Raw genomic sequence first — 22065 nt, forward strand, 5'->3', positions numbered from 1 at the left:
ACGACCTCCTCATCGACCGGTGCTGCTTGCAAGCAACGCCGCCGCCTCCCACCTCAATTCCAAAGGAGAAAACTTTGGAAAATTGGCACGGAACGACGATCCTCGGCGTCAAGAAGGCCGGCAAGACCGTCATTGCCGGCGACGGCCAGGTCTCGATGGGCAATACGGTTATGAAGCCCAATGCGAAAAAGGTGCGCCGGATCGGCGAAAAGGGCGAGGTCATCGGCGGGTTCGCTGGCGCGACCGCCGACGCGTTCACCTTGTTCGAGCGGCTGGAGCGCAAGCTCGAGCAGTATAACGGCCAGCTGATGCGCGCCGCCGTCGAGCTCGCCAAGGACTGGCGCACCGACAAATATCTGCGCAACCTCGAAGCGCTGATGATCGTCGCCGACAAGGACATCATGCTCATCCTGACCGGCAACGGCGACGTGCTCGAACCGGAGGGCGGTATAGCTGCCATCGGCTCGGGCGGGAATTATGCGCTATCGGCCGCCCGCGCTCTTGCCGATTACGAGCAGGACCCCGAAGTGCTTGCCCGCAAGGCCATGGGGATCGCTTCGGAAGTGTGCGTGTTCACGAACGACCGGCTGACGCTCGAGACGATTGAAGCCTGAGCGCGAGCGGCTAGGCTGGCGTCCGTGCTGATCGACCGCCGTGCCTTCACCGCCGCCTCTGCCGCGCTTGTGTCCGGATGCGCGAGTGTTGGAACAAGGCGCATCGTCCGCTGCACGCCGCTTGCCCCGGTGCTTGCCGACGAGAGCCGGATCATTCGAACCATGGCGGGCCTCCGGCCCTATCGACGGAAGGGCTTCGTGGTCCGCGCCGACCAGTTGGCGGAAAAGCGGCTGGTTCATAATTATGGGCATGGCGGCGCCGGCATCACCTTGAGCTGGGGCACGTCCAAGCTTGCCATCGAGCTTGGCCTCAAGGGCCACAATGGCCCCGTCGCGATACTGGGTTCAGGGGTCGTCGGTCTCTCGACCGCGCGGCTTGTCCAGGAAGCCGGCTTCCCGGTCACAATCTACGCGGCCGCGCTTCCGCCGGACACGACCTCGAACATTGCCGGGGGCCAGTTCCACCCGTTCGCGACCTTCCACCCTGGCGAAGTCACGCCCGAGTTCATGGCGCAGTTCACAAGCGCACTCGACTACAGCTGGCGCCGCTACCAGATCATGGTCGGCGAGGATTACGGGATCCGCTGGCTCCCGACCTACGTCGAGACCGGCAGCCCCGAGGCAAGGAGCATCGCCACGTTCCCGCCCGTCAACCGGATGCTCAGCGCTGCCGAGAACCCCTTTCCCTGGTCGAGCACGCTTCGCTACGACACGATGTACATCGAGACCGGTCGGTACCTGAGGCAAATGATCCGCGATATTCAGGTCGCGGGAGGCAAATTCGAAGTCCGCAGATTCGGCGCGGCTTCTGACATCGCCTCTCTTCCCGAAGCGTTGGTATTCAACTGCACCGGTCTTGGAAGCCGCGACCTGTTCCAGGATCAGGACCTTCGGCCTGCGCGGGGCCAGCTTGCCATCCTCGAGCCCCAGCCCGAGGTTCAATATGCGATGACCGGTGGCCCGGGATACATGTTCCCACGGCCCGACGGCATCATTCTTGGCGGCACCTTCGAACTGGACGAGTGGGACGCCTCGCCCCAGCCTGCAACCATCGCCCGGATTGTCGAGAACCATAAGCGCTTCTTCGCTAGCCTGCGCTGCCCCGCTTGAACTGGCTGCCGGGCGCCCCGACATTGCCTCGCGAAATGAACTATCACACCACACTTCCCCAGAGCGGCGGGGAGCAGGCCCAAGTGCTCAAGGACAAGCTCACACCCAGGGCGATCGTCGCCGCACTCGACGAACATATCGTGGGCCAGGACGACGCCAAACGCGCCGTCGCAGTGGCGCTGCGCAACCGCTGGCGCCGCCAGCAGCTTCCAGCTGAGCTGCGAGAGGAAGTCACGCCCAAGAACATTCTGATGATCGGCCCGACGGGCTGCGGCAAGACCGAAATCAGCCGCCGCCTTGCCCGGCTTGCCGATGCTCCCTTCGTCAAGGTGGAGGCGACCAAGTTCACCGAGGTCGGTTATGTCGGCCGCGACGTCGAGCAGATCGTACGCGACCTCGTCGAGGAAGCGGTCCGGCTCGAGCGCGACCGGCGCCGCGCCAAGGTTCGCTCGGCCGCCGAAGAAGCCGCCATGGAAAAGCTCCTGGATGCGCTCACCGGCAAGGGCTCCAGCGAAGCCACCCGGCAGAGTTTTCGGCAACGCTTTGCCGACGGCAGTCTCGACACCGCCGAGGTGGAGATCGAGGTCGACGAGGCATCGTCCATGCCTTTTGAAATTCCCGGTATGGGAGCGCAGGTATTCGACCTGAAGTCGATCATGGGCAAGGCGATGGGCCAAGGTCCGAGGAAACGGCGCAAGCTCAAGGTCCCGGAGGCCTTCGCGCGGCTAACCGACGAGGAAGCCGACAGGCGTCTCGACCCCGACGACATCAACCGTTCGGCACTTGCCGATGCGGAGGCGAACGGGATTGTCTTCATCGACGAGATCGACAAGATCGCAGTGAGCGACGTGCGCGGGGGCTCGGTGAGCCGCGAGGGCGTGCAGCGGGACCTGCTGCCCCTCATCGAGGGAACTACCGTCGCTACAAAATACGGCCCGCTCAAGACCGATCATATCCTCTTCATCGCTTCCGGGGCCTTCCACATCGCCAAGCCGGCTGATCTCTTGCCCGAACTCCAGGGCCGGCTTCCGATCCGTGTTGAATTGAAGGCGCTGACGCAGCAGGATTTCGTCCGGATCCTCTCGGCGACGCGTGCGAGCCTCACCGAGCAATATCAGGCGTTGCTGGCGACCGAGGGTGTCACCGTGGAATTTGCAGAAAGCGGGACCGAGGCGCTGGCGCGCATTGCCGCCGAGGTCAACGAGGCGCTCGAGAATATCGGTGCACGCCGGCTCCAGACGGTCATGGAGAAATTGCTCGAGGACGTGAGTTTCGATGCCGAAAACCGTCGTGGAGAGACGCTCGTGGTCGACGGGAATTTCGTCGAGCAGCAGCTGAGCGACATCGCCAGGAACGCCGATCTCAGCCGCTACGTGCTTTAGGGTGCGTTGAGCGGCTGGCAGGCTTGCGGCCTGGGATCCCGGAACCAGCCCCGGGGCAAGGCTCATTCTGCGGCGCGGCGGTATCGAAAGGTGAGCCCGTTCACGAAGGGCGGCCAAAGGCTCGTCCTAACGCCCGCAAGCCTCAGCCAGCGAGCCGCGATGACGTTGCAGGTATGCAGCATATTGGCTTTTCCGGTTGCGCCATAGAAAGCGTCCGCGGGGCCGTAACCTCGATGGTCGAGGCGCTGAGGAAGGCCGTTTCTGCCGAGCTTGAAGTCCGCCCGGACAGCGGCCCAGAGGCGGCGATATTCCTCGGGTCGCAGGCGGACCTCGCGGGCGGCGTAATAAGGCGAGGGCACATATTCGACGTGCATGACCCGTTCGCCGCCCGCCAGAGCCGACCAGACGGTCTTCGGCTTGATGTCCCACCAGCTCGGAGTCTCGAGATAAACGCGCTTCTCGCCCGAACCGAACGCGATCCACTGCGTCCCCGGGGGCACCGCGGCGAAGTCCTCCTTCCGGATAAAGCGTCCCCAGTCGAGTCCCTGCGCCTTCACGGGCATGATGATGTCGGCATGGACCCCGTTGTCGGCGATATAGATGGTGGTCCCCTCGGCCGGTTCGCTCCAGCTTCGGTTCACCGGGACCAGCGATCCGCCCAGCGCCGCTGCGAGATAGAGTGCTGGAAGGACGAGCAGCGCAGTCAGGAGCCGCCCGAACCCGTTTCCAAATTTCCCTTTTCGACGCCGCCGCACCCCTGCCAGACCCCGCTGTACCTTGCCTTGTCGGGTAGCCCTGCCTAGATGCGCCGCCAAGTCGGGGCGTAGCGCAGCCTGGTAGCGCATCACACTGGGGGTGTGGAGGTCGCTGGTTCGAATCCAGTCGCCCCGACCATGATTGCGATAGGCAGTCCGGAGGACTGCCGTTATTCGTCAATGATCATCCCCTCATTCGGAAAGTCTTCAACCCTCCATGGCCAGCCAACCGATTCTGATGATGATGCAGGCGGCGCCTGCGGGACAGCCGGGCGGAACGATGGCGTTCCTCGTGCAGATGTTCCCGCTTCTGGCCGTCTTCGTCATTTTCTATCTGATCGTGATGCGTCCCCAATCGCGCCGGATGAAAGAGCATCAGAACGCGATTGCCGCCGTGAAGAAAGGCGACGAGATTGTCACGGGCGGCGGCATCCGCGGCAAAGTGACGAAGGTCACCGACGATGAGGCGGAAGTTGAAATCGCGCAGGGCATCAAGATTCGCGTCGTCAAGTCGACGATCAGCCAGGTGCTGAACCCCGTCAGCAAGCCGGCGAACGACTGATGCTCGAATTTCCCCGCTGGAAGGTCTGGCTCATCGCGATCATCATTGCGATCGGCGTCCTCCTGTCGATTCCAAGCCTGCTGGCAGGAACGCCTGCTGCCGGGAGCTGGCCCAAATGGCTTCCCCAGTACCGGATCAGCCTTGGCCTCGACCTTGCCGGCGGCAGCCACCTGCTCCTCGAAGCGGATGCGCAGGATGCGTTGAAGACCCGGCTCCAGGCGAAGGAAGATGAGGTCGCGACCGAACTTCGCCGTGATCCCCAGATCGAGATTGGCGACATTTCGACGGCCGGTGGCCGCCTCGCGTTCATGGTCCGCGATCCGCGACAGGTCGACGCTGCCGTCGAGCGGATGCGCAACCTCACTCGACCTGTTCAGCTGACCGGCAACCGAGACTGGGACGTCCAGGTCGTCGATTCGACCCGCGTCGTCCTGACGCCGACTCCGAGCGGGACGGCGCAGGCGCTGAAGGACGCGATGGGCGTTGCGCGGGATGTCGTGCGCCGCCGCATCGACCCTTCGGGCACGAAGGAAATCACCGTCATTACGGAGGGCGGCAATCGAATCCTCGTCGAGGTCCCGGGCGTCGAGGATCCTGAAGCCCTCAAGCGCCTCATCGGCCAGACGGCTCGGCTGGAATTCAAGCTTGTCGACGTCTCGGCCAATCCCGCCGATGTGCAACAGGGCCGCGCTCCGCCCGGCAGCCAGGTGCTGCCGATGGCCGACGGCACCGGTAATATCGCAGTGAAGCGGCGCGTCATGGTTTCCGGCGATCAGCTGACCGACGCGCGGCAAAGCTACGACCAGGACGGCCGGGCGAGCATCGAAATCCGGTTCAACACGACCGGTGCCCGCCGCTTCGCCCGGACCACGCAGGAGAATGTCGGCAAGCCCTTCGCGATCATTCTCGACGACAAGGTTCTGTCGGCACCGAACATTAACGAGCCGATCCTTGGCGGCAACGCCCAGATCACCGGCAGTTTCACGGTCCAGAGCGCCCATGACCTCGCCGTCAGCCTCGCCTCGGGCAAGCTGCCGGTGAAGCTCAACGTCATCGAGGAGCGGACCGTCAGCGCCGAGCTCGGCGCCGATTCCATTCACAAGGGGGTGATCGCCTCGGTGGTGGCGGTGCTCGGCGTCATCATCTTCATGCTGGTGACCTACGGGCGCTTCGGCGTCTATGCGAACATCGCGCTCGTCGTGAACGCCTTCCTGATCCTCGGGATCATGGCCATGTTCAACGCGACGCTGACCCTTCCGGGCATCGCGGGTTTCATTCTGACGATCGGCGCCGCTGTCGATGCGAACGTCCTCATCAACGAACGAATCCGCGAGGAAATCCGGCGCGGGCGCCGGCTGATCGATGCCGTCGATACTGGTTATCACGAGGCTTTCCGGGCGATCTTCGATGCCAACGTGACCCACGTCATCTCGGCCGCGATCATGGCCTATTTCGGCTCGGGCCCCGTCCGCGGCTTTGCCGTCGTGCTGCTCATCGGTGTCGTTACTTCGGTCTTCACCGCCGTTTATTTCACCCGCATGCTGGTGGCGCTCTGGATTCGGCGCACCCGTCCGCGGGCACTGCATATTTGAGGCGCCAAGGCCATGAAGCTTCTGAAGCTCGTTCCCGATCACACCAATCTCGACTTCATGCGATGGCGCAACCTGGCGCTGGTGCTCTCGCTGATCGTGACGGTCGTCTCGATCGCCTTCACGATCTACAAAGGGCTCAATCTCGGCATCGACTTCGTGGGCGGCGAGGTCGTCCGGGCGGAGTTCGCGCAGCCGGTCCACATCGACGATCTTAGGAACAGGGTGAACCAGCTGGGCGTCGGCGAGGCGAGCATCCAGGCGCTTGGCAATGACCGGACCTACCAGATCCGCCTCCCCAAGCCCGCCGGAGCCGAGACCGCGTCGAACGCGATGGTGAGCAAGCTTCGAACGACGATTCCGCAGCAATTTCCCGGGGCCCGCGTCGACGCCGGCGAATCGGTTTCGGGAAAGGTCAGCGAGGAACTCGCCCAGGACAGCGCCATGGCGATCGGTTTCGCCATGCTCGGGATCGCGATCTACATCTGGATCAGGTTCGAATGGCAGTTCGGCGTGGGCGCTCTCCTGACCCTTGGTCACGACATCGCGATGACGCTCGGCTTCTTCGCCTTCACGCGGCTTCCCGTCGACCTCAACGTCGTTGCGGCCTTCCTCACCATCGTTGGCTATTCGCTGAACGACACGGTCGTCATCTATGACCGGATTCGAGAGAATCTGAGGAAATATCGGAAGATGGCGATATTGCCCCTCCTCAATCTCTCGCTGAACGAGACGCTTGCTCGAACGGTGGTCACCTCGCTGACGGTGCTCATTGCGCTTGGCGTTCTGATGCTGATCGGACCGCAGGTCATCTTCGGTCTCGCGATCGCCATCTTCCTCGGCGTCGTGATCGGCACCTATTCATCGATCTACATCTCGGCCCCCGTGCTGGTCTGGCTTGGAGTTCAGCCCGACAGCTTCCTCAAGTCCGAGGAGAAGGACACTGCCGAGGCGCAGCCAGCCTAATCGTTCAGCGATGGCCAAGCTTTGGCTGTCCATGCCCTGCTTGGCCTCCTTCGGAGCGCACGCTAATGAGGTCCCCATGCTGAAGTCTTTCCGTCCTGCTCTTCTTCTTTCCGCTGTCGCCGTGCTTCCACTTGCGGCCTGCGCCCACGGGGGCAAGAAGGCGGACACCGCCTATGTCGCCCGCGACGTGAGCTCGCTCTACACCGCCGCGAAAAAGTCGATGGACCAGGGCGATTATGAACAGGCAGCAAAGCTCTATGACGAGGTCGAGCGCCAGCATCCCTATTCGGTATGGGCCCGCCGCGCCCAGCTGATGAGCGCGTTCAACTATTATCTCGCCCGCAAATATACCGACGCCATCAGCTCGGCCCAGCGCTTCATTACGATCCACCCGGGCAATGCCGAGGCACCCTATGCCCAATATCTGATCGGCATGAGCTATTATCAGCAGATCGACGAAGTGACGCGCGACCAGACGACGACCCAGCAGGCGTCCGACGCGCTCGGCGAGCTGATCCGACGGTATCCCGACACGCGCTACGCTGCCGACGCGCGGCTGAAGCTGGACCTCATCAAGGACCACCTTGCCGGCAAGGAAATGGAGATCGGCCGCTTCTACCAGCGCTCCGGCCAGTGGCTCGCCGCGACCTACAGGTTCCGCAGCGTCGTCGATCAGTATCAGACGACCTCGCACACGCCGGAGGCGCTCGAGCGTCTCGTTGAAAGCTACCTGGCGCTCGGCGTTCCCGAGGAAGCCCAGAAGGCGGCGGCGGTGCTTGGCCGCAACTATCCGGAATCCTTCTGGTACAAGCAATCGCTGCGGCTGCTTGGGCGCGAGAACCGGCAGGTCGAGCGGCGGACGGCTTCCCGGAAGTGAGCCTGAAGCGGGCGGTCCTCACATGCTGAGGCAGCTCGCCATCAACAATATCGTCCTGGTCGAACGGCTGGAGCTCGACTTCGAGCCCGGACTGGGCGTGCTCACCGGCGAGACCGGAGCGGGCAAGTCGATCCTGCTCGATGCGCTCGGGCTTGCGCTGGGCGCGCGTGCCGACACGGCGCTAGTCCGAACGGGCCAGCCCCAGGCCTCCGTGTCGGCCGAGATCGAGCTCAACCGGGAGCATCCTGTCCTTGCCATGCTCGCCGAGCAGGGCATCGAGCTCGAAACCGGAGAACCGCTGATCGTGCGGCGCACTCTCAAGAGCGATGGTGGCAGTCGCGGCTTCGTTGGCGGGGCCAGCGTCCCTGCGGGCGTACTTCGGGACGTTGGCGCGCTGGTCATCGAGATCCATGGCCAGCACGACGATCGTGGATTGCTCAACCCCAGGGGCCACCGTGCGCTTCTGGATGCCTTCGGAAAGCTCGATCCGACCCGGGTCGAGCAGGCCTGGCACAAGGTCACCCGGATTGAAGGGGAACTGCTTGCAGCACGGGAAACTGCTGCCACGGCCGAGCATGACCGCGAGTGGCTCGAACATGCCTCCCGCGAAATCGAGGCACTGGCGCCGGAAGAAGGCGAGGAAACGCGCCTTGCCGAGGAGCGTGCTGCCATGCAGGCCGGGCTTAAGGCAGGCGAATCGCTTGTGGGGCTCGACGAGCTTCTTGGAGGATCCGACGGGGCCCTCTCGCAGCTTCGGCAGGCGGCCCGCAGGATCGAGCGAGGTGCTGCCGATCATGCACTGCTCGCGGAGGCCTTGGCAGCCCTTGACCGCGCGCTCATCGAAACAGGCGAGGCCGAAGACCGCATCGCCCGGGCTGCCGAGGCCATGACGTTCGACCCCGCACGATTGGAACAGGTCGAGTCGCGCCTGTTCGACATTCGGGGACTCGCTCGAAAGCACCGGGTCGAAGCCGATCGGCTTGCGGTGCTTGGCGAGGAGATGCGGATGCAGCTTCAGGCGATCGAGGCCGGAGGAGAGCGGATCGCTGCTCTCGATCAGGAGCTGCTGGCCGCGCGGGCAGCCTATTCAGAAGCGGCGGACGAGCTCGGCAAGGAGCGCCGCGAGGCCGCTTCGCGTCTCGATCGGGCGGTGGCATCTGAGCTTGCGCCACTGAAGCTCGATGCTGCCCGTTTTCGGACCGCGATCGAAAGGGCGGAGGCGGGGCCTTCGGGCACAGACCGCGTCGAATTCGAAATATCGACCAATCCCGGCGCCCCGTTCGGCCCATTGAGCCGCATCGCCTCGGGCGGTGAGCTCTCGCGATTCATTCTCGCACTCAAGGTCGCGCTCGCTGAGGCGGGCAGTGCTGCAACGATGATCTTCGACGAGGTCGATCGCGGCGTCGGGGGCGCCGTTGCAAGCGCCATCGGCGAACGGCTCGCGCGGCTTGCCCTCCAAAGCCAGGTACTCGTCGTCACCCATAGTCCGCAGGTCGCGGCCCGAGCGTCGCATCATTATAGAATCGAGAAGAGCCATGGGCCTCAGGGCACGCGAACGACCGTTCGCAAGCTCTCGGCCGAGGATCGGCGCGAGGAAATCGCGCGGATGCTTTCGGGGGCCTCGATCACCGAAGAGGCACGGGCGCAGGCATCGCGCCTGCTCGACGCAGCGTGAAGAGCCAGGTCGCGCTGCTGCGCGGCATTAATCTGGGAAAGCGGCAGCTCAAGATGGACGATCTTCGAAGGATCGCCGCCGAACTGGGGCTTGATCAGCCGCGAACCTATATCGCAAGCGGCAACCTGCTCTTCCGGAGCGATCAGTCCGAAACTGCACTCAAAAGGATGCTTGAGTCCGCGCTTGCAAATCATATGAGCGCGAGGGTGGAAGTAATGATCCGCACTGCCGACGAGCTTGCCGCAACGGTGAGGGCCAATCCGTTCGCAAGTGAAGATTCGAGCCGCGTCGTTGCGATATTTCTCGATTCCAGGCCCGGCCCCGACGCGCTTGGCAACGCACAGAATGTCGAGGACGAGCGCATGGGTGCGCGCGCGCGCGAGATCTACGTCCATTATCCAAGCGGGCAGGGGCGCTCGAGGCTGAAGATCCCAGCGGCCGCGAGCGGCACTGCCCGCAATATGAACACAATCGCGAAGCTCGCTGAGCTTGCAAGGGAGAAGCCATGAGTAAGGACCGCCCAGTTCCGCATCAGTTCGAGGACGAGCAGCTCGAGAGCGTGTTCGTCGGCCGGCGTGATGGCCAGGCGCGGCCGACGGTGATCCTCATTCCAACGGTCATGGGCGTTTGCGAGCTCGAGATCCGCTTTGGGAGGCAGCTCGTTGAACTGGGCTATAATGCGCTCGTGGCCGACGTCTTCGGCAAGCAGTTCCGAGGCGCCTCGCGCGACACGATGTTCGGTGAACTCAACCGGCTGAAGAGTGACCGGGCAGCTCTGAGGCGGCGCCTCGAGCACGTGTTGGAGCTGACTCGCGCGCTCGATGAAGTCTCGGAGGGACAGATCGTCGTTGCCGGCTATTGCTTCGGAGGCATGTGCGCACTCGACCTTGCCAGAAGCGGGGCGGACATCGCCGCGGCGGTGAGTTTCCACGGCCTCTTTGACCCTCCCGGTCTTCCGGAAGAAAAGATCAGGGCGAAGGTGGTCGCGTTCCACGGCTGGGACGACCCGATGGTACCGCCCGAGAAGGTCGTTGCATTGGGCAACGAGCTGACCAAAGCCGGGGCCGACTGGCAGATCCACGCTTACGGCAATGTCGCGCACGGATTTACCAATCCCAATGCGAGCGAACTCCAGATTGACGGCGTAAGCTACAATGCGCTTGCAGCGGAGCGCTCGTGGACGAGCTTCATCAACCTGCTTGAGGAATTGTTCGCAGGGCATGTCTGACGGCGCGGACGTGACGGAGGCTGAAGCCGCGAACCGCCTGATGCGGCTGGCGCGGGAGATCGCGCGTCACGACAGGCTCTACCACGACCAGGATGCACCCCAGATCAGCGACGCCCAATATGATGCGCTGGTCAGGGAGAACCGCGAACTTGAGGCGCAGTTTCCGGACCTTGTCCGGGCCGATTCTCCCTCCAGGCGCCTCGGCGCGGTGCCGACGAGCGGGCTCGCTAAGGTCACGCACGCGCGGCCGATGCTCAGCCTCGACAATGCCTTTTCAGCGCAGGAGGTCGAGGAATTTGTTGCTCGCATTCGCCGCTTCCTCGCGCTTTCCGGGGATGCGACCATCGCATTCACTGCCGAACCCAAGATCGACGGACTGAGCTGCTCTTTGCGTTTCGAAAAAGGGCGGCTGGTGCTTGGAGCGACGCGCGGCGACGGCGCAGTCGGAGAGGATGTCACTGCCAACGTTCGAACCATTCGCGACATCCCGCAGGAGATCGCCGATGCGCCGGACCTCCTCGAAGTGCGCGGCGAAGTCTACATGTCCAAGAGCGACTTCGAAGCACTGAACGAGCGCCAGGAAAGAACGGGCGGGAAGGTCTTCGCCAACCCGCGCAACGCCGCGGCTGGATCGCTCCGCCAGAAGGATCCGGATGTCACTGCAGCGCGCCCCTTGCGGTTCCTCGCTCACGGATGGGGTGAAATTAGCGAAGCGCTCGGTGAAACTCAGTTTCAAGCAATGAAGCGGATCGAGAGCCTGGGCATACCGGTCAGCAACCTTCTCGTCCGATGCGAGAACAGCGAGGCGATGCTCGCACATTACCGCGCGATCGAGGCGATCAGGGCAGACCTGCCGTTCGATATCGACGGCGTCGTCTACAAGGTCGACCGGCTCGATTACCAGGAGCGCCTGGGCTTTGTTGCGCGAGCTCCCCGATGGGGCCTGGCGCATAAATTTCCCGCGGAGCAAGCCGAGACGACGCTCGAGGCGATCGACATCCAGGTGGGCCGCACGGGCAAGCTGACGCCGGTCGGGCGGCTCAGGCCCGTGGGGGTCGGCGGCGTGATGGTCGCCAATGTAACGCTGCACAACCGTGACGAGATCGAGCGCCTCGGACTTCGCGTCGGCGACCGCGTCAGGATCCAGCGTGCAGGCGACGTCATCCCCCAGGTCGTCGAGAACCTCACCCGAAGCGAACCCCGTCCCCCGTTCGTCTTTCCCGATCATTGTCCCGAATGCGGGAGCGAGGCCGTGGCCGAGGAGGGCGAGGTCGACGTGCGCTGCACTGGCGGTCTCGTGTGTCCCGCCCAGCGCTTCGAGCGGCTCCGCCACTTCGTGTCGCGGGGTGCGCTCGACATCGAGGGTCTCGGCGAAAAGTCGATCGCCGAGTTCATCGACCTTGGATGGCTGCACTCGCCCGCCGACATCTACCGGCTACGCAATCATCGCAGCGAGCTCGTCGGCCGCGAAGGATGGAAGGAGAAATCGGTCGACAATCTTCTTGGCGCAATCGAGGCCAAGCGCGCGCCGCAGGGTCCGCGCTTTCTCTTCGGCCTTGGGATCAGGCACGTCGGCATCGTCACTGCTCGGGACCTGCTGAAATGCTTCGGCACGATCGAGGAGCTTCGCAAGACGGCGTTGTCGCATAACGGCGAGGCGGAGCTGTCCTCGGTTCAAGGCGTCGGCCCGGTCGTCGCCGAGGCGCTCGTCGATTTCTTTCACGAGCCGCACAATCAGGAAGCGCTCGACGATCTCCTTTCGGAAGTTGCTCCGGCGCCCTTCGTCAGCGACGCGAAACAGACCCAATGGACGGGCAAGACGATTGTCTTCACCGGCAGCCTCGAAACCATGAGCAGGGACGAGGCGAAGGCGCAGGCCGAACGGCTCGGCGCCCGCGCGGCGGGTTCGGTCAGCGCCAAGACGGATCTCGTCGTCGCCGGTCCGGGCGCGGGTTCGAAGCTCAAGAAAGCCGAGGAGCTCGGCATTCGCGTGATCGGTGAGGAGGAATGGGCGAGGATCGTTGCCGCCGCCTAGCCTGAAAACGATACCGCGAAAGCGGAAGGTCGCGGGAGATAGACGGATCCTTCAGCGGCTTATTTGCCCCGCATTCTCACTGCCCGCTTTTTCCAGGTCTAGCGTGCGACTTCCGTCCGCCGGATGAAGTCGGCGACATTGTCGTGCAGCTCGTGAAGCGTATCGGGCCGGACGTAAACCATGTGGCCCGACTGGTAGTAATGATATTCGATGTTCCCGAGGAGACTGGCCGGGACGGGCAGGTGGCGCAGCTCCATCTTCCCCTCGAAATACGGCGTTGAAACATCGAAATACCCGCCGTTCACCATCACCTTCATCGTCGGGTTCTGCTTCATCGCCGAGGCAAGGTCCGGAAGCACGTTCGGCAGCATGATCAGCGGTTTGTCAGCGCCGGGCGGCTGGTGTTTGTAATCCCACTTGCCGTAGATCGGGATGCCCGACTTGAACTGTATCCCGGGCTGGTAGCGGAGCCGGTCTCGAACATAATCGTGATAGGCCGCGACATAGGCGGCTCCGATGGCTGCGCTCTGGGGATCGTAGCTGGCGACTTTGCTGAGCGGATCGAGTGTCGCTCCGGCGAAGCGCGTATCAAGGGTGCCGGTGGTCAGCGCCTGGCTGCTAAGCAGTTCCTTCTGAAACGCGCCATATTCGATCCGAAGATTGGACTTGAGAAGATAGGATACGGGCAGTCCCGTATAGGCCGACAGTCTCTGGGCGATCCGCTGCCGTTCGGCGTCGGGAAGCGCGTTGCCCTTGAGGAGCGCCTGCGCATAATCGCCGGTTGCAAATTGTTCGACGCCGTCGAGGAAGGCGTGGAGATCGGCGGGACGGTCGGCTGCCTTGTTGAAGTACCAGGCCGTTGCAGCATAGGTCGGGAGCGCCACGATGTAGGGCGTGTCGATGCCGGGATTGAGCTGCGGGTCGTCGGGCATGAAATCCCAGTTGAGGATATCCGACAACAGCATGACCCCGTTGAGGTCGACGTCGGCCTTTTTAAGGGCGAGCGTCAGGCCCGCTGCCCGCATCGTGCCGTAGCTCTCGCCGAAGACATATTTGGGCGAATTCCAGCGCCCGTACTTGGTCAGGAATTGCGTGATGAAGTCGGTAAAGGCGTGGATGTCCTGGTCGACGCCGTAGAAGGCCTTGTCCTTGTCCTTGCCCGCGACGCGGCTGAAGCCGGTGCCCGGAGCATCGATGAAGACGAGGTCGCTGGCGTCGAGCAGGCTCGCGTCGTTGTTGACGGTGGAATAGGGTGCCGGCGGATTGTGCCGGGCATCGAGAGTCTGCACCCGCACCGGGCCAAAAGCGCCCATGTGCAGCCAGATGCTCGATGAGCCGGGGCCGCCGTTGAACAGGAAGCTGATCGGGCGCCCGGCCGCGGGAGCGCCCTGCCTGAAGTAGGCGACATAGTACATCGAGGCTTCGGGCTTGGGCGCGTTCTTGTCCTTCGCGCTCGAACTATCCGCATCGGCCTCGACCTCGTCGGTATCTTCCCAATCCTTGGCATGGACGACGAGGGTGCCGGCAACGGCGTCATAGGCGATCTGCTGGCCGCCCACCGTCACGAGGCCGGCCGAACGGGTTTCGCTCGGCTGGAAGAATTGCTTCACCGCCTGCTTGGGCTCGGGCTTCTTGTCCGCGCTACCTTCGGCCCGCGGCGGACGCGCTGCTCGCTCTCTTGTCTGATGCGCTGCGGGCGGCGCTGACATTGCGGCGGTGGCAGCGAGCAAACCCGCAAGGGCCAAAGCGATGGATGATTTCATGGCCATGCTGTTGCAGCCGTAATCAGGCCCGGCAAGCGGATTTGAAGTTCAGGAGCGCCGTTCGCAGATGAGCACCGGCCATTCGCCGATCCCCTTGTCGGCGATGCTTAGCCCTTGCGCCTCGTAAGCCGCAGCGACGCTATCGGACTGTGAGTCAAGAAGGCCTGCAAGAAGGATGCGTCCACCGTTCGAGAGCGCAGCGTTGAAAGCCGGTGCAAGCTCGATGAGCGGTCCTGCAAGGATATTGGCAATGAGAAGGTCGAACGGGGCCCTTGCCTCCAGCAACGGGGAGTCCATCCCGTCGGCAACGGCAAGGACAAGCTCGCCCGGTCCGTGTCCGAGTCTCACGCCGTTGATCGCGGCATTCTCCCTCGCGACGTCGAGCGCGACGCCGTCTATGTCGGTCGCGATCGATTTCGCTTCGGGCCACAGGGCCAGTGCGGCAAAGGCAAGAAGGCCCGTGCCGGTGCCGATGTCGGCGATATTGGTGAAGCGGCACCCTTCCTGTTCGAGGCGGTCGAGCGCGGCGAGGCAGCCACTGGTAGTCGCGTGCTGCCCGGTTCCAAAGGCGAGCCCGGCATCGATTTCGAAATTGATGCGGCCCGCTTCGGGCGCATAAGTGGGGGTGTGGACGGTGAAGCGTCCTGCGCGGATCGGCTGCAGCCCCGCCTGGCTCATCGTCACCCAGTCCTGTTCGCCGAGCTGCTCGATCCGGGGGGGACCGTTGCCGAGGCTGCTGAGGACCGCGATCTCGCTGCCGAGCGGCTCGTGATCGAAATAAGCGTGGAGAACCCATTCGTCGGGCTTGGTGGCGTCGGGTTCATCGGCGACCAGGACCGGCGGGTTGTCAGCTTCGGCAAAATAGTCGGCGCGGGCGACCCCTTCACCACGCGCCCGAGTGCACGGGACCGTGACGCGGTAGCTCACTTTGTGCCGGCTTCCTTCGCCAGCCGCTCGCTTAGCTGTTTCGAGAGGTCGGCCGCATAAGCGCGACACCCGTCGGGATCGAACAGCGGCTTTCCCAGCGCAAGCCGGTGCGGCATGTCGCTCGCGCCAGGATGCGGCGACAGCAGGATCTCGCACGGGCTTGCGGCAATCTTGGCGATCGAGGCGCGGTACGCGGCAAGATAGGCAGGGTGATCGCTGAACCGGTAACCAGGGCTGCTCACCGGAGTGAGGCTGTCGGCATAGACGATGGTCCTGCAGACGCCGCCGTCGCAGCTCACCCAGCGCCAGCTGAGCGCGCCCGGCGTGTGGCCGGGCGTTGCCATTGCGGTCAGCATCAGGTTGCCAAGAAGGACTTCCTGATTATCGCCGATCGTCCGCCCCACCTCGGCAGTCGGGATGGGCTTCAAAGTGCCGGCCTGGGGATCCTCGGCGGTAGCAACGCCCGATTGGAACACTTTCCTCGCCGGAGCCGAGGCAATGACGGTGGCACCGCTCAGCCGCTGCAGTTTGGCGATACCGCCAATGTGATCGGGATGCTCGTGGCTGTTGAGGATGAAGCGGATATCCTGGACCTTAAAGCCCAGCGCCCGGATGTTGGCAGCGATGAGGTCGGCATCTTCCTCCGTGCCGCCGTCGATCAGTATATCGCCCTGGTCCCCGACAATCAGGATCGATGAAATCCCGCAGCTTCCAACAAGGTAGGTGTTGGCGTGAATGCGCACGGGAGGCGCGGGTCTGTTGTAGTCGGCCGATCCGCCGCACTTGGCCGCCCAGAGCGGCCCAGCCGTTTCGAGGGGCGCCCTTGGCTGTTCGATCACCCGGGGCTTGCCGAACGGGACGACGATGCCCTGCGCGGCCGCGAGGAGCAGCAATGTCTTAGCGAACATAGCTCGCCCCGTTGACGTCGATGATGCTTCCAGTCGCCGATGAGGGCGCCTCGGTCGAGAGCCAGCGGATCACTTCAGCAACTTCGTCCGTCGAGGCGACCCGTCCAAGCGGAATGTCGGCGATGATCTGGGCGCCGCCCCGGCCCTGGAGATATTCCGCGGTCATCTCGGAGACGGTAAATCCCGGAGCAACGCCAAAGCAGAGGATGCCCTCGCCGGCATAGCCCCGTGCAATCGTCTTCGTCATGCCGACCATGGCTGCCTTGGAAGCGGCATAATGCCAGTGCTGGGGACTATCACCGCGAAAGGCGGCGCGGCTCGCGACATTGATGATGCGTCCGGAAATGCCAAGGTCGAGGAAATGCGAGACGGCAAGCTTGCTGAGGTCGGCCGCCGCCTGCAGGTTGATCGTCATCGTCCGGGTCCAGGCACGGTGCCATTCCTCGTCGGTCGCATTGTCGGCCACCCCTTCGTAGATGCCGGCATTGTTGACGAGCACGTCGATCCTGCCGCTCAGCTCCGCAACGGCGGTTTCCCAGATGGCGCGCGGCGCCTTGGGATCCATGAGGTCGCCCGCAACGAGCTCGGCGCTGCCCTTGGTCGAATGACCCACGACCTGCTGTCCATGCTTCTTGAGGAGCGCGTAGGCGGCCGCGCCAATGCCGCGGCTCGCGCCGGTGACGAGGATGTTCATGGGGCTGCCGATTAAAGCAGCTCAAACCTCATTGCGAGGAGCGAATGTGGAAAAGGGGCCTCCGAGGCGCGGGAGCCCGATGGCGGGCAGGTGGCGACGGAGCGACTTTAAGCGGCCATCCCGTTGACGAACGCCTTCGCACTCGCCTTGAAGCCCGCGATCTGTTCAGAAAACCGGCCGAAGCCCTGCTCCACCTGGTCGATGTCCTTCGCGACATTTTCCGTGTCCGAACGGATTGCTGCAATGGTCGAGCTCATCGAATCGGCGGCAAGCGCGGTCTCGTCGACGGCAGCTGTGATCATCGTCACGGTCTGAGCCTGCAGTTCCATTGCCTCGCGGATCCGGTCGGCCGAGCTTTGAACCTCTTCGACCGTGCCCTGGATCGAGGCATTGGACTCGACCGTCTGGCGCGTCGCCTGCTGAATTGCGGTGATCTTCGCGGTGATGTCGTCGGTTGCGCGCGCGGTCTGCGAGGCAAGGCTCTTCACTTCCTGTGCAACGACTGCGAACCCACGCCCCGCATCGCCTGCGCGCGCGGCCTCGATCGTTGCATTGAGCGCGAGAAGGTTTGTCTGCCCCGCGATGTCCCGAATGAGGCTGAGGATCGACTCGATCGCCTCGACATGGGCGCTGAGTGCCTGGCTGACCTTCACTGCCTGGCTCGCCTGGTCCCCTGCCCGGGTTGCAACGCCCGCTGCTACCTCGACTTCCGAACGGGCGTCCTCGATCGCCCTGATGAGCCCCGCTGCCGTCTGCGCCGCTTCGCGCATCGCAACGGCTGATTGTTCGGCGGCCGCAGCCACTTCACTCGTCTTGCCAAGCATTCCGCGCGCCGAGGCGGCGGTCGAGCGGGTCCGCTCCGTCAGCGACTTCGATTGCTCGGTGCTTGCGCGTACGAGTTCGGCGACGCGGCGCTCGAACTGGCCGCTCTCGCTTCCGCGCTGCTCTGCTGCGTCTACGGCTTCCAGTAGGGCTACCTGCGCGAGGATGATGTCGGTCTCCACCGAACTCATCCGATGAAGGGCGCAAAGGACCTGCTCAAGCTTGTCAGGGTCGCTTGAGAACCGTTCCGTGATGCGCGCAATTATCCGGCTGGCGGCCTGCATGCGTGCTGCGATGTACAGGGGCACGGGAACCTGCTCGGCATAGATCTGGCGGCCGTATTCCGCGATGCTCTGGATCCACTTGGCGTCGACTTTCGAGCCATAGTTGCTCGAGAAGCGCTCGGCGCGCTCGACCCCGAACTGGGCGGTGATTTCCTCGCCGATGATGTCGGCGACCTGGTCGCGAAGCAGGGCGACGTCACGGTCGAGCGAGCCATCGCCATTGTAGGCCGAGAGCCGTGCGCTCACCTGCTCGTCCGTCAGCCGCTGCAGCTGTCCAGTCTGGGCACTCATTTCAAAGGGTCTCCGTCAGTCCGCCTGGTCGTTTCGGCAAAGCTCTTGCGCTCCGAATGGTTAAGAGCCGGTTAGGCGGCTCCCGAAACTTGCCTCGCTCGTGCCCCCGCCCTAAGCGAGCCGCACCATGGCTACCGTCCGATCTCGCCCGCTGTCGCCCCACCTTTCCATTTGGCGCTGGGGACCCAACATGGTCGCATCGATCATCCATCGCGCAAGCGGTGTCGCCCTGTCGTTCGCGGGGCTTGGCATCCTCACCTGGTGGCTGTTTGCACTCGCCAACGGCCCCGACGCCTACGCAAGTTTCACCAGGGCAGCGACTCACCCGGTCGGGATTGTCGTCCTGATCGGCATTACCTGGAGCTTCTTTCAGCATCTCCTCACCGGCATCCGCCATCTGGTCACCGACAGCGGTGCGGCCTTCGAGCTGGGGATTAACAAGACGTCCGCGCTGCTGACCTTCATCGGCGCGGTGCTGCTTACCGCGCTCACCTGGTACTATTTCCTGGGAGTGGCCAAATGAGCCTGGGCGACAGCTCCACTCCGATTGGCAAAGTCCGCGGGCTGGGCTCTGCGCACCAGGGCGGTGAGCATTGGCTGACGGAGCGCGTCACCAGCATTGCGCTGCTGCTCCTTGGCACCTGGCTCATCGCTTCGCTGCTCCTGCTTCCCAAGCTCGACGAGCGGACATTGATCGAATGGCTGCATGCGCCGAGCGGCGCTGTACCGATGGCTCTCCTCATCATTGTGGGCTTCCGCCACGCGCTCGACGGAATGAAGGTGATCGTCGACGACTATGTCGACAATGAGGGCGCACGCTTCGCCTGGAACACGCTCTTCCTGTTCCTCGCCGTTGGCGGCGGAGCACTCGCCTTGTTCGCTTTGGCGCGCCTCGCCTTCGGAGCCGTTGCGTGAGTCCTTACCAGATCGTCGATCACACCTATGATGTCATCGTGGTGGGCGCCGGCGGCGCTGGCCTTCGCGCAACGATGGGCGCGGCGGGAGCAGGTCTCAAGACGGCCTGCGTAACCAAGGTCTTTCCGACCCGCAGCCACACCGTCGCCGCGCAGGGCGGGATCGCCGCCGCCCTTGGCAACATGGGCCCTGACCATTGGCAGTGGCACATGTACGACACGGTCAAGGGCTCGGATTGGCTCGGCGACCAGGACGCGATCGAATATCTCTGCCGCGAGGCGCCTGCTGCAGTGATCGAGCTCGAACATGCGGGGCTGCCCTTCAGCCGCACCGCCGACGGCAAGATTTACCAGCGCGCATTCGGCGGCATGACCCAGAACATGGGTGAAGGACCGGCTGCGCAGCGGACGTGTGCGGCAGCGGACCGCACCGGCCATGCGATGCTTCACACGCTCTACCAGCAGAGCCTCAAATACGACGCGGACTTCTTCGTCGAATATTTCGCGATCGACCTTATCATGGAGAAGGGTGCGTGCCGCGGAGTGATCGCTCTGTGCCTCGACGATGGGTCGATCCATCGCTTCCGTGCACAGGCAGTCGTCCTTGCGACCGGCGGTTACGGCCGGGTCTATTTCTCGGCGACGAGTGCTCACACGTGCACTGGCGATGGCAATGCGATGGTGCTGCGCGCCGGCCTTCCGCTCCAGGACATGGAGTTCGTCCAGTTCCATCCGACGGGCATTTACGGAGCCGGCGTGCTGATCACCGAAGGAGCACGGGGCGAGGGCGGCTATCTGACGAATAGCGAAGGCGAGCGCTTCATGGAGCGCTATGCACCGAGCGCAAAGGATCTTGCCAGCCGCGACGTCGTCTCACGCTCGATGGCCATGGAGATCCGCGAGGGACGGGGGGTTGGCGAGCACAAGGACCATATCTTCCTGCACCTCGACCATATCGATCCCAAGATCCTTCATGAGCGGCTGCCCGGCATTACCGAGACCGCCAAGACCTTCGCGGGCGTCGACCTCACGCGCCAGCCGATCCCGGTCGTTCCGACCGTGCATTACAACATGGGCGGCATTCCCACGAACTATCACGGTGAAGTCGTCACCCTGAAGGAGGGCAATCCCGACGCTGTCGTCCCCGGCCTATTCGCGGTCGGTGAAGCGGCATGCGTCAGCGTTCACGGGGCCAACAGGCTCGGCTCGAATAGTCTCATCGATCTCGTTGTCTTCGGCCGCGCCGCGGGGCTGCGCCTCGCCGAAGTGGTGAAGCCCGGCACGATCCAGGAACCGCTACCGGCGGGTTCGGCCGACTTCGCGCTGTCGCGTCTCGACCGGTTCCGGCATGCCGAAGGAGGAAGCCCGACCGCGGAAATCCGCCTCGAGATGCAGCGGACGATGCAGTCCGACTGCGCCGTGTTCCGCACCGACCGTACGCTTGCCGAGGGCATTACGCGCATCGACAAGATCTTCCAGCGCATGGCCGACGTGCATGTCACCGACCGGAGCCTCATCTGGAACAGCGACCTTGTCGAGACGCTCGAGCTCGACAATCTACTCGCTCAGGCTGTCGTCACCATGCATTGCGCTTCGAACCGCAAGGAAAGCCGGGGCGCGCATATGCAGGAGGACTATCCCAAGCGCGACGACAAGAACTGGATGAAGCACACCGTGGCCTGGTTCGATGCCTGGGGCGGCCAATGGCCTGCCAGCGGCGTCAAGATCGACTATCGCCCAGTGCACGAGTTCACTCTCACCAGCGACATCGACTATATAAAGCCCAAGGCGCGCGTTTACTGAGCGAGCGGCGTCAGCTCAGCTGAATAGCGCTCGGCTTTTTGTGCATAGTGCGCTGCTGACGCACGAAGGAGCTGCCGCTCGGCGTCGGTGATCTGGCGTATGGCGCGCGCAGGCGACCCGACGATGAGACTGCCTGCGGGAAATGTCTTGCCCTCCGTCACCAGCGCGGCCGCGCCGACGATGCACCCGGGTTCGATCACTGCACCGTTGAGGATCCTTGCACCCATGCCGATGAGACAATCATCGCGAACCGTGCAACCATGGAGAATTGCCTGGTGGCCCACCGTCACCCGCGCGCCGATGGTGAGCGGGAAACCGGCGTCGGAATGGCAGACGGACCCGTCCTGGATGTTGCTTTCATCGCCGATGATGATTGCGGTGTTGTCGGCGCGGATGATCGCCCCGAACCAGATGCTCGACCGTTCGCCAAGCCGCACATCGCCGATGAGATCTGCCGAGGGCGCGGCCCACGATCCGGATCCGAGGCGGGGCGAGAGGTCGCCAAGCGCGTAAAGGGTCATTCTCTTTCCTCGAACGCGCCGACGAACTCTTCCTCGCCCGCGATGCCCTCGAGCTCCGCATCGAGCGCGCGATACTGATCGCGGTAATCGCGGCCAAAGCTTTCAAAGTCTGAGAGCGAATCCCAGCGGTCGATGGTCATCCACCAGCCGGCCGGCTCACCGGGACGAAGCAGGCTGGTTCCCCGGTAGCCCTTGCCTTTGCCGAACAACCCGGCCCAGCGACCCTCGGCCGAGTAAGCCGCCGCAAACGCGGCCTCGCTCTTCTTAGGCGGGCGGAATTTCCAGACCCGGACATGCATCGTCGCCGGAGCTAGCGCCGGACGCGCCGAAGATAAAGAAAGCCCG

Annotated in this window: 22 protein-coding genes and 1 tRNA gene; 15 read left to right on the forward strand and 8 right to left on the reverse strand. The window is 63.8% G+C overall.

Going from position 1 to position 22065, the window contains the following annotated elements:
• Positions 1–74 precede the first annotated feature (74 nt).
• The 3 genes from hslV to hslU are packed head-to-tail and all read left to right on the forward strand — an operon-like array spanning position 75 to position 3106.
• Positions 75–614: an ATP-dependent protease subunit HslV gene (hslV, locus tag V8192_RS03335; RefSeq protein ID WP_341631629.1), complete on the forward strand. Its 540-nt coding sequence runs from the start codon at positions 75–77 to the stop codon at positions 612–614.
• Between the two features lie 24 nt (positions 615–638).
• On the forward strand, positions 639–1724 hold the full coding sequence (locus V8192_RS03340; RefSeq protein ID WP_341631630.1) for an FAD-dependent oxidoreductase: 1086 nt from the start codon (positions 639–641) through the stop codon (positions 1722–1724).
• Between the two features lie 35 nt (positions 1725–1759).
• A complete protein-coding gene (gene hslU / locus V8192_RS03345) occupies positions 1760–3106 on the forward strand; it encodes an ATP-dependent protease ATPase subunit HslU (protein WP_341631631.1) in 1347 nt (448 codons plus the stop codon).
• Between the two features lie 62 nt (positions 3107–3168).
• Here hslU and V8192_RS03350 read toward each other — a convergent pair whose 3' ends face one another.
• Complete coding sequence (locus V8192_RS03350) at positions 3169–3861, reverse strand: TIGR02117 family protein (protein WP_341631632.1); 693 nt, start codon at positions 3859–3861, stop codon at positions 3169–3171.
• A gap of 62 nt (positions 3862–3923) precedes the next feature.
• Here V8192_RS03350 and V8192_RS03355 point away from each other — a divergent pair.
• The 9 genes from V8192_RS03355 to ligA all read left to right on the forward strand — a co-directional run bounded on the left by V8192_RS03355 (position 3924) and on the right by ligA (position 12793).
• Positions 3924–4000, forward strand: a tRNA-Pro gene (locus V8192_RS03355).
• Between the two features lie 78 nt (positions 4001–4078).
• Positions 4079–4423 (forward strand): preprotein translocase subunit YajC, encoded by a 345-nt coding sequence (gene yajC, locus V8192_RS03360; RefSeq protein ID WP_373276311.1) that lies wholly within the window; start codon positions 4079–4081, stop codon positions 4421–4423.
• Positions 4423–6015 carry a protein translocase subunit SecD gene (gene secD / locus V8192_RS03365; protein ID WP_341631633.1) on the forward strand — a complete coding sequence of 531 codons (1593 nt, stop codon included), beginning with the start codon at positions 4423–4425 and terminating at the stop codon, positions 6013–6015. Before yajC ends, secD begins: the two co-directional genes overlap by 1 nt.
• A gap of 12 nt (positions 6016–6027) precedes the next feature.
• Positions 6028–6978 (forward strand): protein translocase subunit SecF, encoded by a 951-nt coding sequence (gene secF, locus V8192_RS03370; RefSeq protein WP_341631634.1) that lies wholly within the window; start codon positions 6028–6030, stop codon positions 6976–6978.
• A 76-nt stretch (positions 6979–7054) separates the two neighbouring features.
• Positions 7055–7855: an outer membrane protein assembly factor BamD gene (locus V8192_RS03375; RefSeq protein ID WP_341631635.1), complete on the forward strand. Its 801-nt coding sequence runs from the start codon at positions 7055–7057 to the stop codon at positions 7853–7855.
• Positions 7856–7877: 22 nt separating this feature from the next.
• Positions 7878–9530 (forward strand): DNA repair protein RecN, encoded by a 1653-nt coding sequence (gene recN / locus V8192_RS03380; protein WP_341631636.1) that lies wholly within the window; start codon positions 7878–7880, stop codon positions 9528–9530.
• On the forward strand, positions 9527–10039 hold the full coding sequence (locus tag V8192_RS03385; protein WP_341631637.1) for a DUF1697 domain-containing protein: 513 nt from the start codon (positions 9527–9529) through the stop codon (positions 10037–10039). The genes recN and V8192_RS03385 overlap by 4 nt, the downstream gene beginning before the upstream one ends.
• Complete coding sequence (locus V8192_RS03390) at positions 10036–10758, forward strand: dienelactone hydrolase family protein (protein ID WP_341631638.1); 723 nt, start codon at positions 10036–10038, stop codon at positions 10756–10758. Before V8192_RS03385 ends, V8192_RS03390 begins: the two co-directional genes overlap by 4 nt.
• On the forward strand, positions 10751–12793 hold the full coding sequence (gene ligA, locus V8192_RS03395) for an NAD-dependent DNA ligase LigA (RefSeq protein WP_341631639.1): 2043 nt from the start codon (positions 10751–10753) through the stop codon (positions 12791–12793). The genes V8192_RS03390 and ligA overlap by 8 nt, the downstream gene beginning before the upstream one ends.
• A gap of 98 nt (positions 12794–12891) precedes the next feature.
• Here the strand turns inward: ligA and V8192_RS03400 are convergent, their stop codons facing one another.
• From V8192_RS03400 to V8192_RS03420, 5 genes are all read right to left on the reverse strand, one after another.
• Entirely contained in the window at positions 12892–14562 is a 1671-nt protein-coding gene (locus V8192_RS03400) for a S10 family peptidase (RefSeq protein WP_373276312.1), read from the reverse strand.
• A gap of 42 nt (positions 14563–14604) precedes the next feature.
• Positions 14605–15483, reverse strand: a complete 879-nt coding sequence (locus tag V8192_RS03405; RefSeq protein WP_341631641.1) for a 50S ribosomal protein L11 methyltransferase — start codon at positions 15481–15483, stop codon at positions 14605–14607.
• Positions 15480–16391, reverse strand: coding sequence for a subclass B3 metallo-beta-lactamase (gene bla, locus V8192_RS03410; RefSeq protein ID WP_341631642.1), 912 nt, complete (start codon positions 16389–16391; stop codon positions 15480–15482). Before bla ends, V8192_RS03405 begins: the two co-directional genes overlap by 4 nt.
• Positions 16381–17085 (reverse strand): SDR family NAD(P)-dependent oxidoreductase, encoded by a 705-nt coding sequence (locus V8192_RS03415; RefSeq protein WP_341631643.1) that lies wholly within the window; start codon positions 17083–17085, stop codon positions 16381–16383. The genes bla and V8192_RS03415 overlap by 11 nt, the downstream gene beginning before the upstream one ends.
• Before the next feature lie 107 nt (positions 17086–17192).
• Positions 17193–18482 (reverse strand): methyl-accepting chemotaxis protein, encoded by a 1290-nt coding sequence (locus V8192_RS03420; protein WP_341631644.1) that lies wholly within the window; start codon positions 18480–18482, stop codon positions 17193–17195.
• Positions 18483–18609: 127 nt separating this feature from the next.
• Between V8192_RS03420 and sdhC the strand changes: the two genes are divergently transcribed.
• The 3 genes from sdhC to sdhA are packed head-to-tail and all read left to right on the forward strand — an operon-like array spanning position 18610 to position 21199.
• On the forward strand, positions 18610–19005 hold the full coding sequence (gene sdhC / locus V8192_RS03425) for a succinate dehydrogenase, cytochrome b556 subunit (protein WP_341631645.1): 396 nt from the start codon (positions 18610–18612) through the stop codon (positions 19003–19005).
• On the forward strand, positions 19002–19397 hold the full coding sequence (sdhD, locus tag V8192_RS03430) for a succinate dehydrogenase, hydrophobic membrane anchor protein (RefSeq protein ID WP_341631646.1): 396 nt from the start codon (positions 19002–19004) through the stop codon (positions 19395–19397). The genes sdhC and sdhD overlap by 4 nt, the downstream gene beginning before the upstream one ends.
• Positions 19394–21199 (forward strand): succinate dehydrogenase flavoprotein subunit, encoded by a 1806-nt coding sequence (sdhA, locus tag V8192_RS03435; protein ID WP_341631647.1) that lies wholly within the window; start codon positions 19394–19396, stop codon positions 21197–21199. Before sdhD ends, sdhA begins: the two co-directional genes overlap by 4 nt.
• On the opposite strand, the gene V8192_RS03440 is transcribed toward sdhA, so the two are convergent.
• Together V8192_RS03440 and V8192_RS03445 are read right to left on the reverse strand one after the other, a co-directional pair.
• Positions 21193–21720, reverse strand: coding sequence for a gamma carbonic anhydrase family protein (locus V8192_RS03440; RefSeq protein WP_341631648.1), 528 nt, complete (start codon positions 21718–21720; stop codon positions 21193–21195). The two genes, sdhA and V8192_RS03440, sit on opposite strands and share 7 nt — an antisense overlap.
• A complete protein-coding gene (locus tag V8192_RS03445) occupies positions 21717–22019 on the reverse strand; it encodes a hypothetical protein (RefSeq protein ID WP_341631649.1) in 303 nt (100 codons plus the stop codon). Before V8192_RS03445 ends, V8192_RS03440 begins: the two co-directional genes overlap by 4 nt.
• Between the last annotated feature and the right edge of the window lie 46 nt (positions 22020–22065).

It is taken from the genome of Sphingomonas agri (assembly GCF_038148795.1).
Lineage (GTDB): Bacteria > Pseudomonadota > Alphaproteobacteria > Sphingomonadales > Sphingomonadaceae > Sphingomicrobium > Sphingomicrobium agri.

What these genes read in the sequence shown, in the direction of transcription:
- hslU (WP_341631631.1), top strand. Translation starts at nt 1,760, where the DNA reads ATGAACTATCACACCACACTTCCCCAGAGCGGCGGGGAGCAGGCCCAA.
- yajC (WP_373276311.1), top strand. Translation starts at nt 4,079, where the DNA reads ATGGCCAGCCAACCGATTCTGATGATGATGCAGGCGGCGCCTGCGGGA.
- secD (WP_341631633.1), top strand. Translation starts at nt 4,423, where the DNA reads ATGCTCGAATTTCCCCGCTGGAAGGTCTGGCTCATCGCGATCATCATT.
- secF (WP_341631634.1), top strand. Translation starts at nt 6,028, where the DNA reads ATGAAGCTTCTGAAGCTCGTTCCCGATCACACCAATCTCGACTTCATG.
- V8192_RS03375 (WP_341631635.1), top strand. Translation starts at nt 7,055, where the DNA reads ATGCTGAAGTCTTTCCGTCCTGCTCTTCTTCTTTCCGCTGTCGCCGTG.
- recN (WP_341631636.1), top strand. Translation starts at nt 7,878, where the DNA reads ATGCTGAGGCAGCTCGCCATCAACAATATCGTCCTGGTCGAACGGCTG.
- V8192_RS03390 (WP_341631638.1), top strand. Translation starts at nt 10,036, where the DNA reads ATGAGTAAGGACCGCCCAGTTCCGCATCAGTTCGAGGACGAGCAGCTC.
- ligA (WP_341631639.1), top strand. Translation starts at nt 10,751, where the DNA reads ATGTCTGACGGCGCGGACGTGACGGAGGCTGAAGCCGCGAACCGCCTG.
- V8192_RS03400 (WP_373276312.1), bottom strand. Translation starts at nt 14,562, where the DNA reads ATGGCCATGAAATCATCCATCGCTTTGGCCCTTGCGGGTTTGCTCGCT.
- bla (WP_341631642.1), bottom strand. Translation starts at nt 16,391, where the DNA reads ATGTTCGCTAAGACATTGCTGCTCCTCGCGGCCGCGCAGGGCATCGTC.
- V8192_RS03415 (WP_341631643.1), bottom strand. Translation starts at nt 17,085, where the DNA reads ATGAACATCCTCGTCACCGGCGCGAGCCGCGGCATTGGCGCGGCCGCC.
- V8192_RS03420 (WP_341631644.1), bottom strand. Translation starts at nt 18,482, where the DNA reads ATGAGTGCCCAGACTGGACAGCTGCAGCGGCTGACGGACGAGCAGGTG.
- sdhC (WP_341631645.1), top strand. Translation starts at nt 18,610, where the DNA reads ATGGCTACCGTCCGATCTCGCCCGCTGTCGCCCCACCTTTCCATTTGG.
- sdhD (WP_341631646.1), top strand. Translation starts at nt 19,002, where the DNA reads ATGAGCCTGGGCGACAGCTCCACTCCGATTGGCAAAGTCCGCGGGCTG.
- V8192_RS03440 (WP_341631648.1), bottom strand. Translation starts at nt 21,720, where the DNA reads ATGACCCTTTACGCGCTTGGCGACCTCTCGCCCCGCCTCGGATCCGGA.
- V8192_RS03445 (WP_341631649.1), bottom strand. Translation starts at nt 22,019, where the DNA reads ATGCATGTCCGGGTCTGGAAATTCCGCCCGCCTAAGAAGAGCGAGGCC.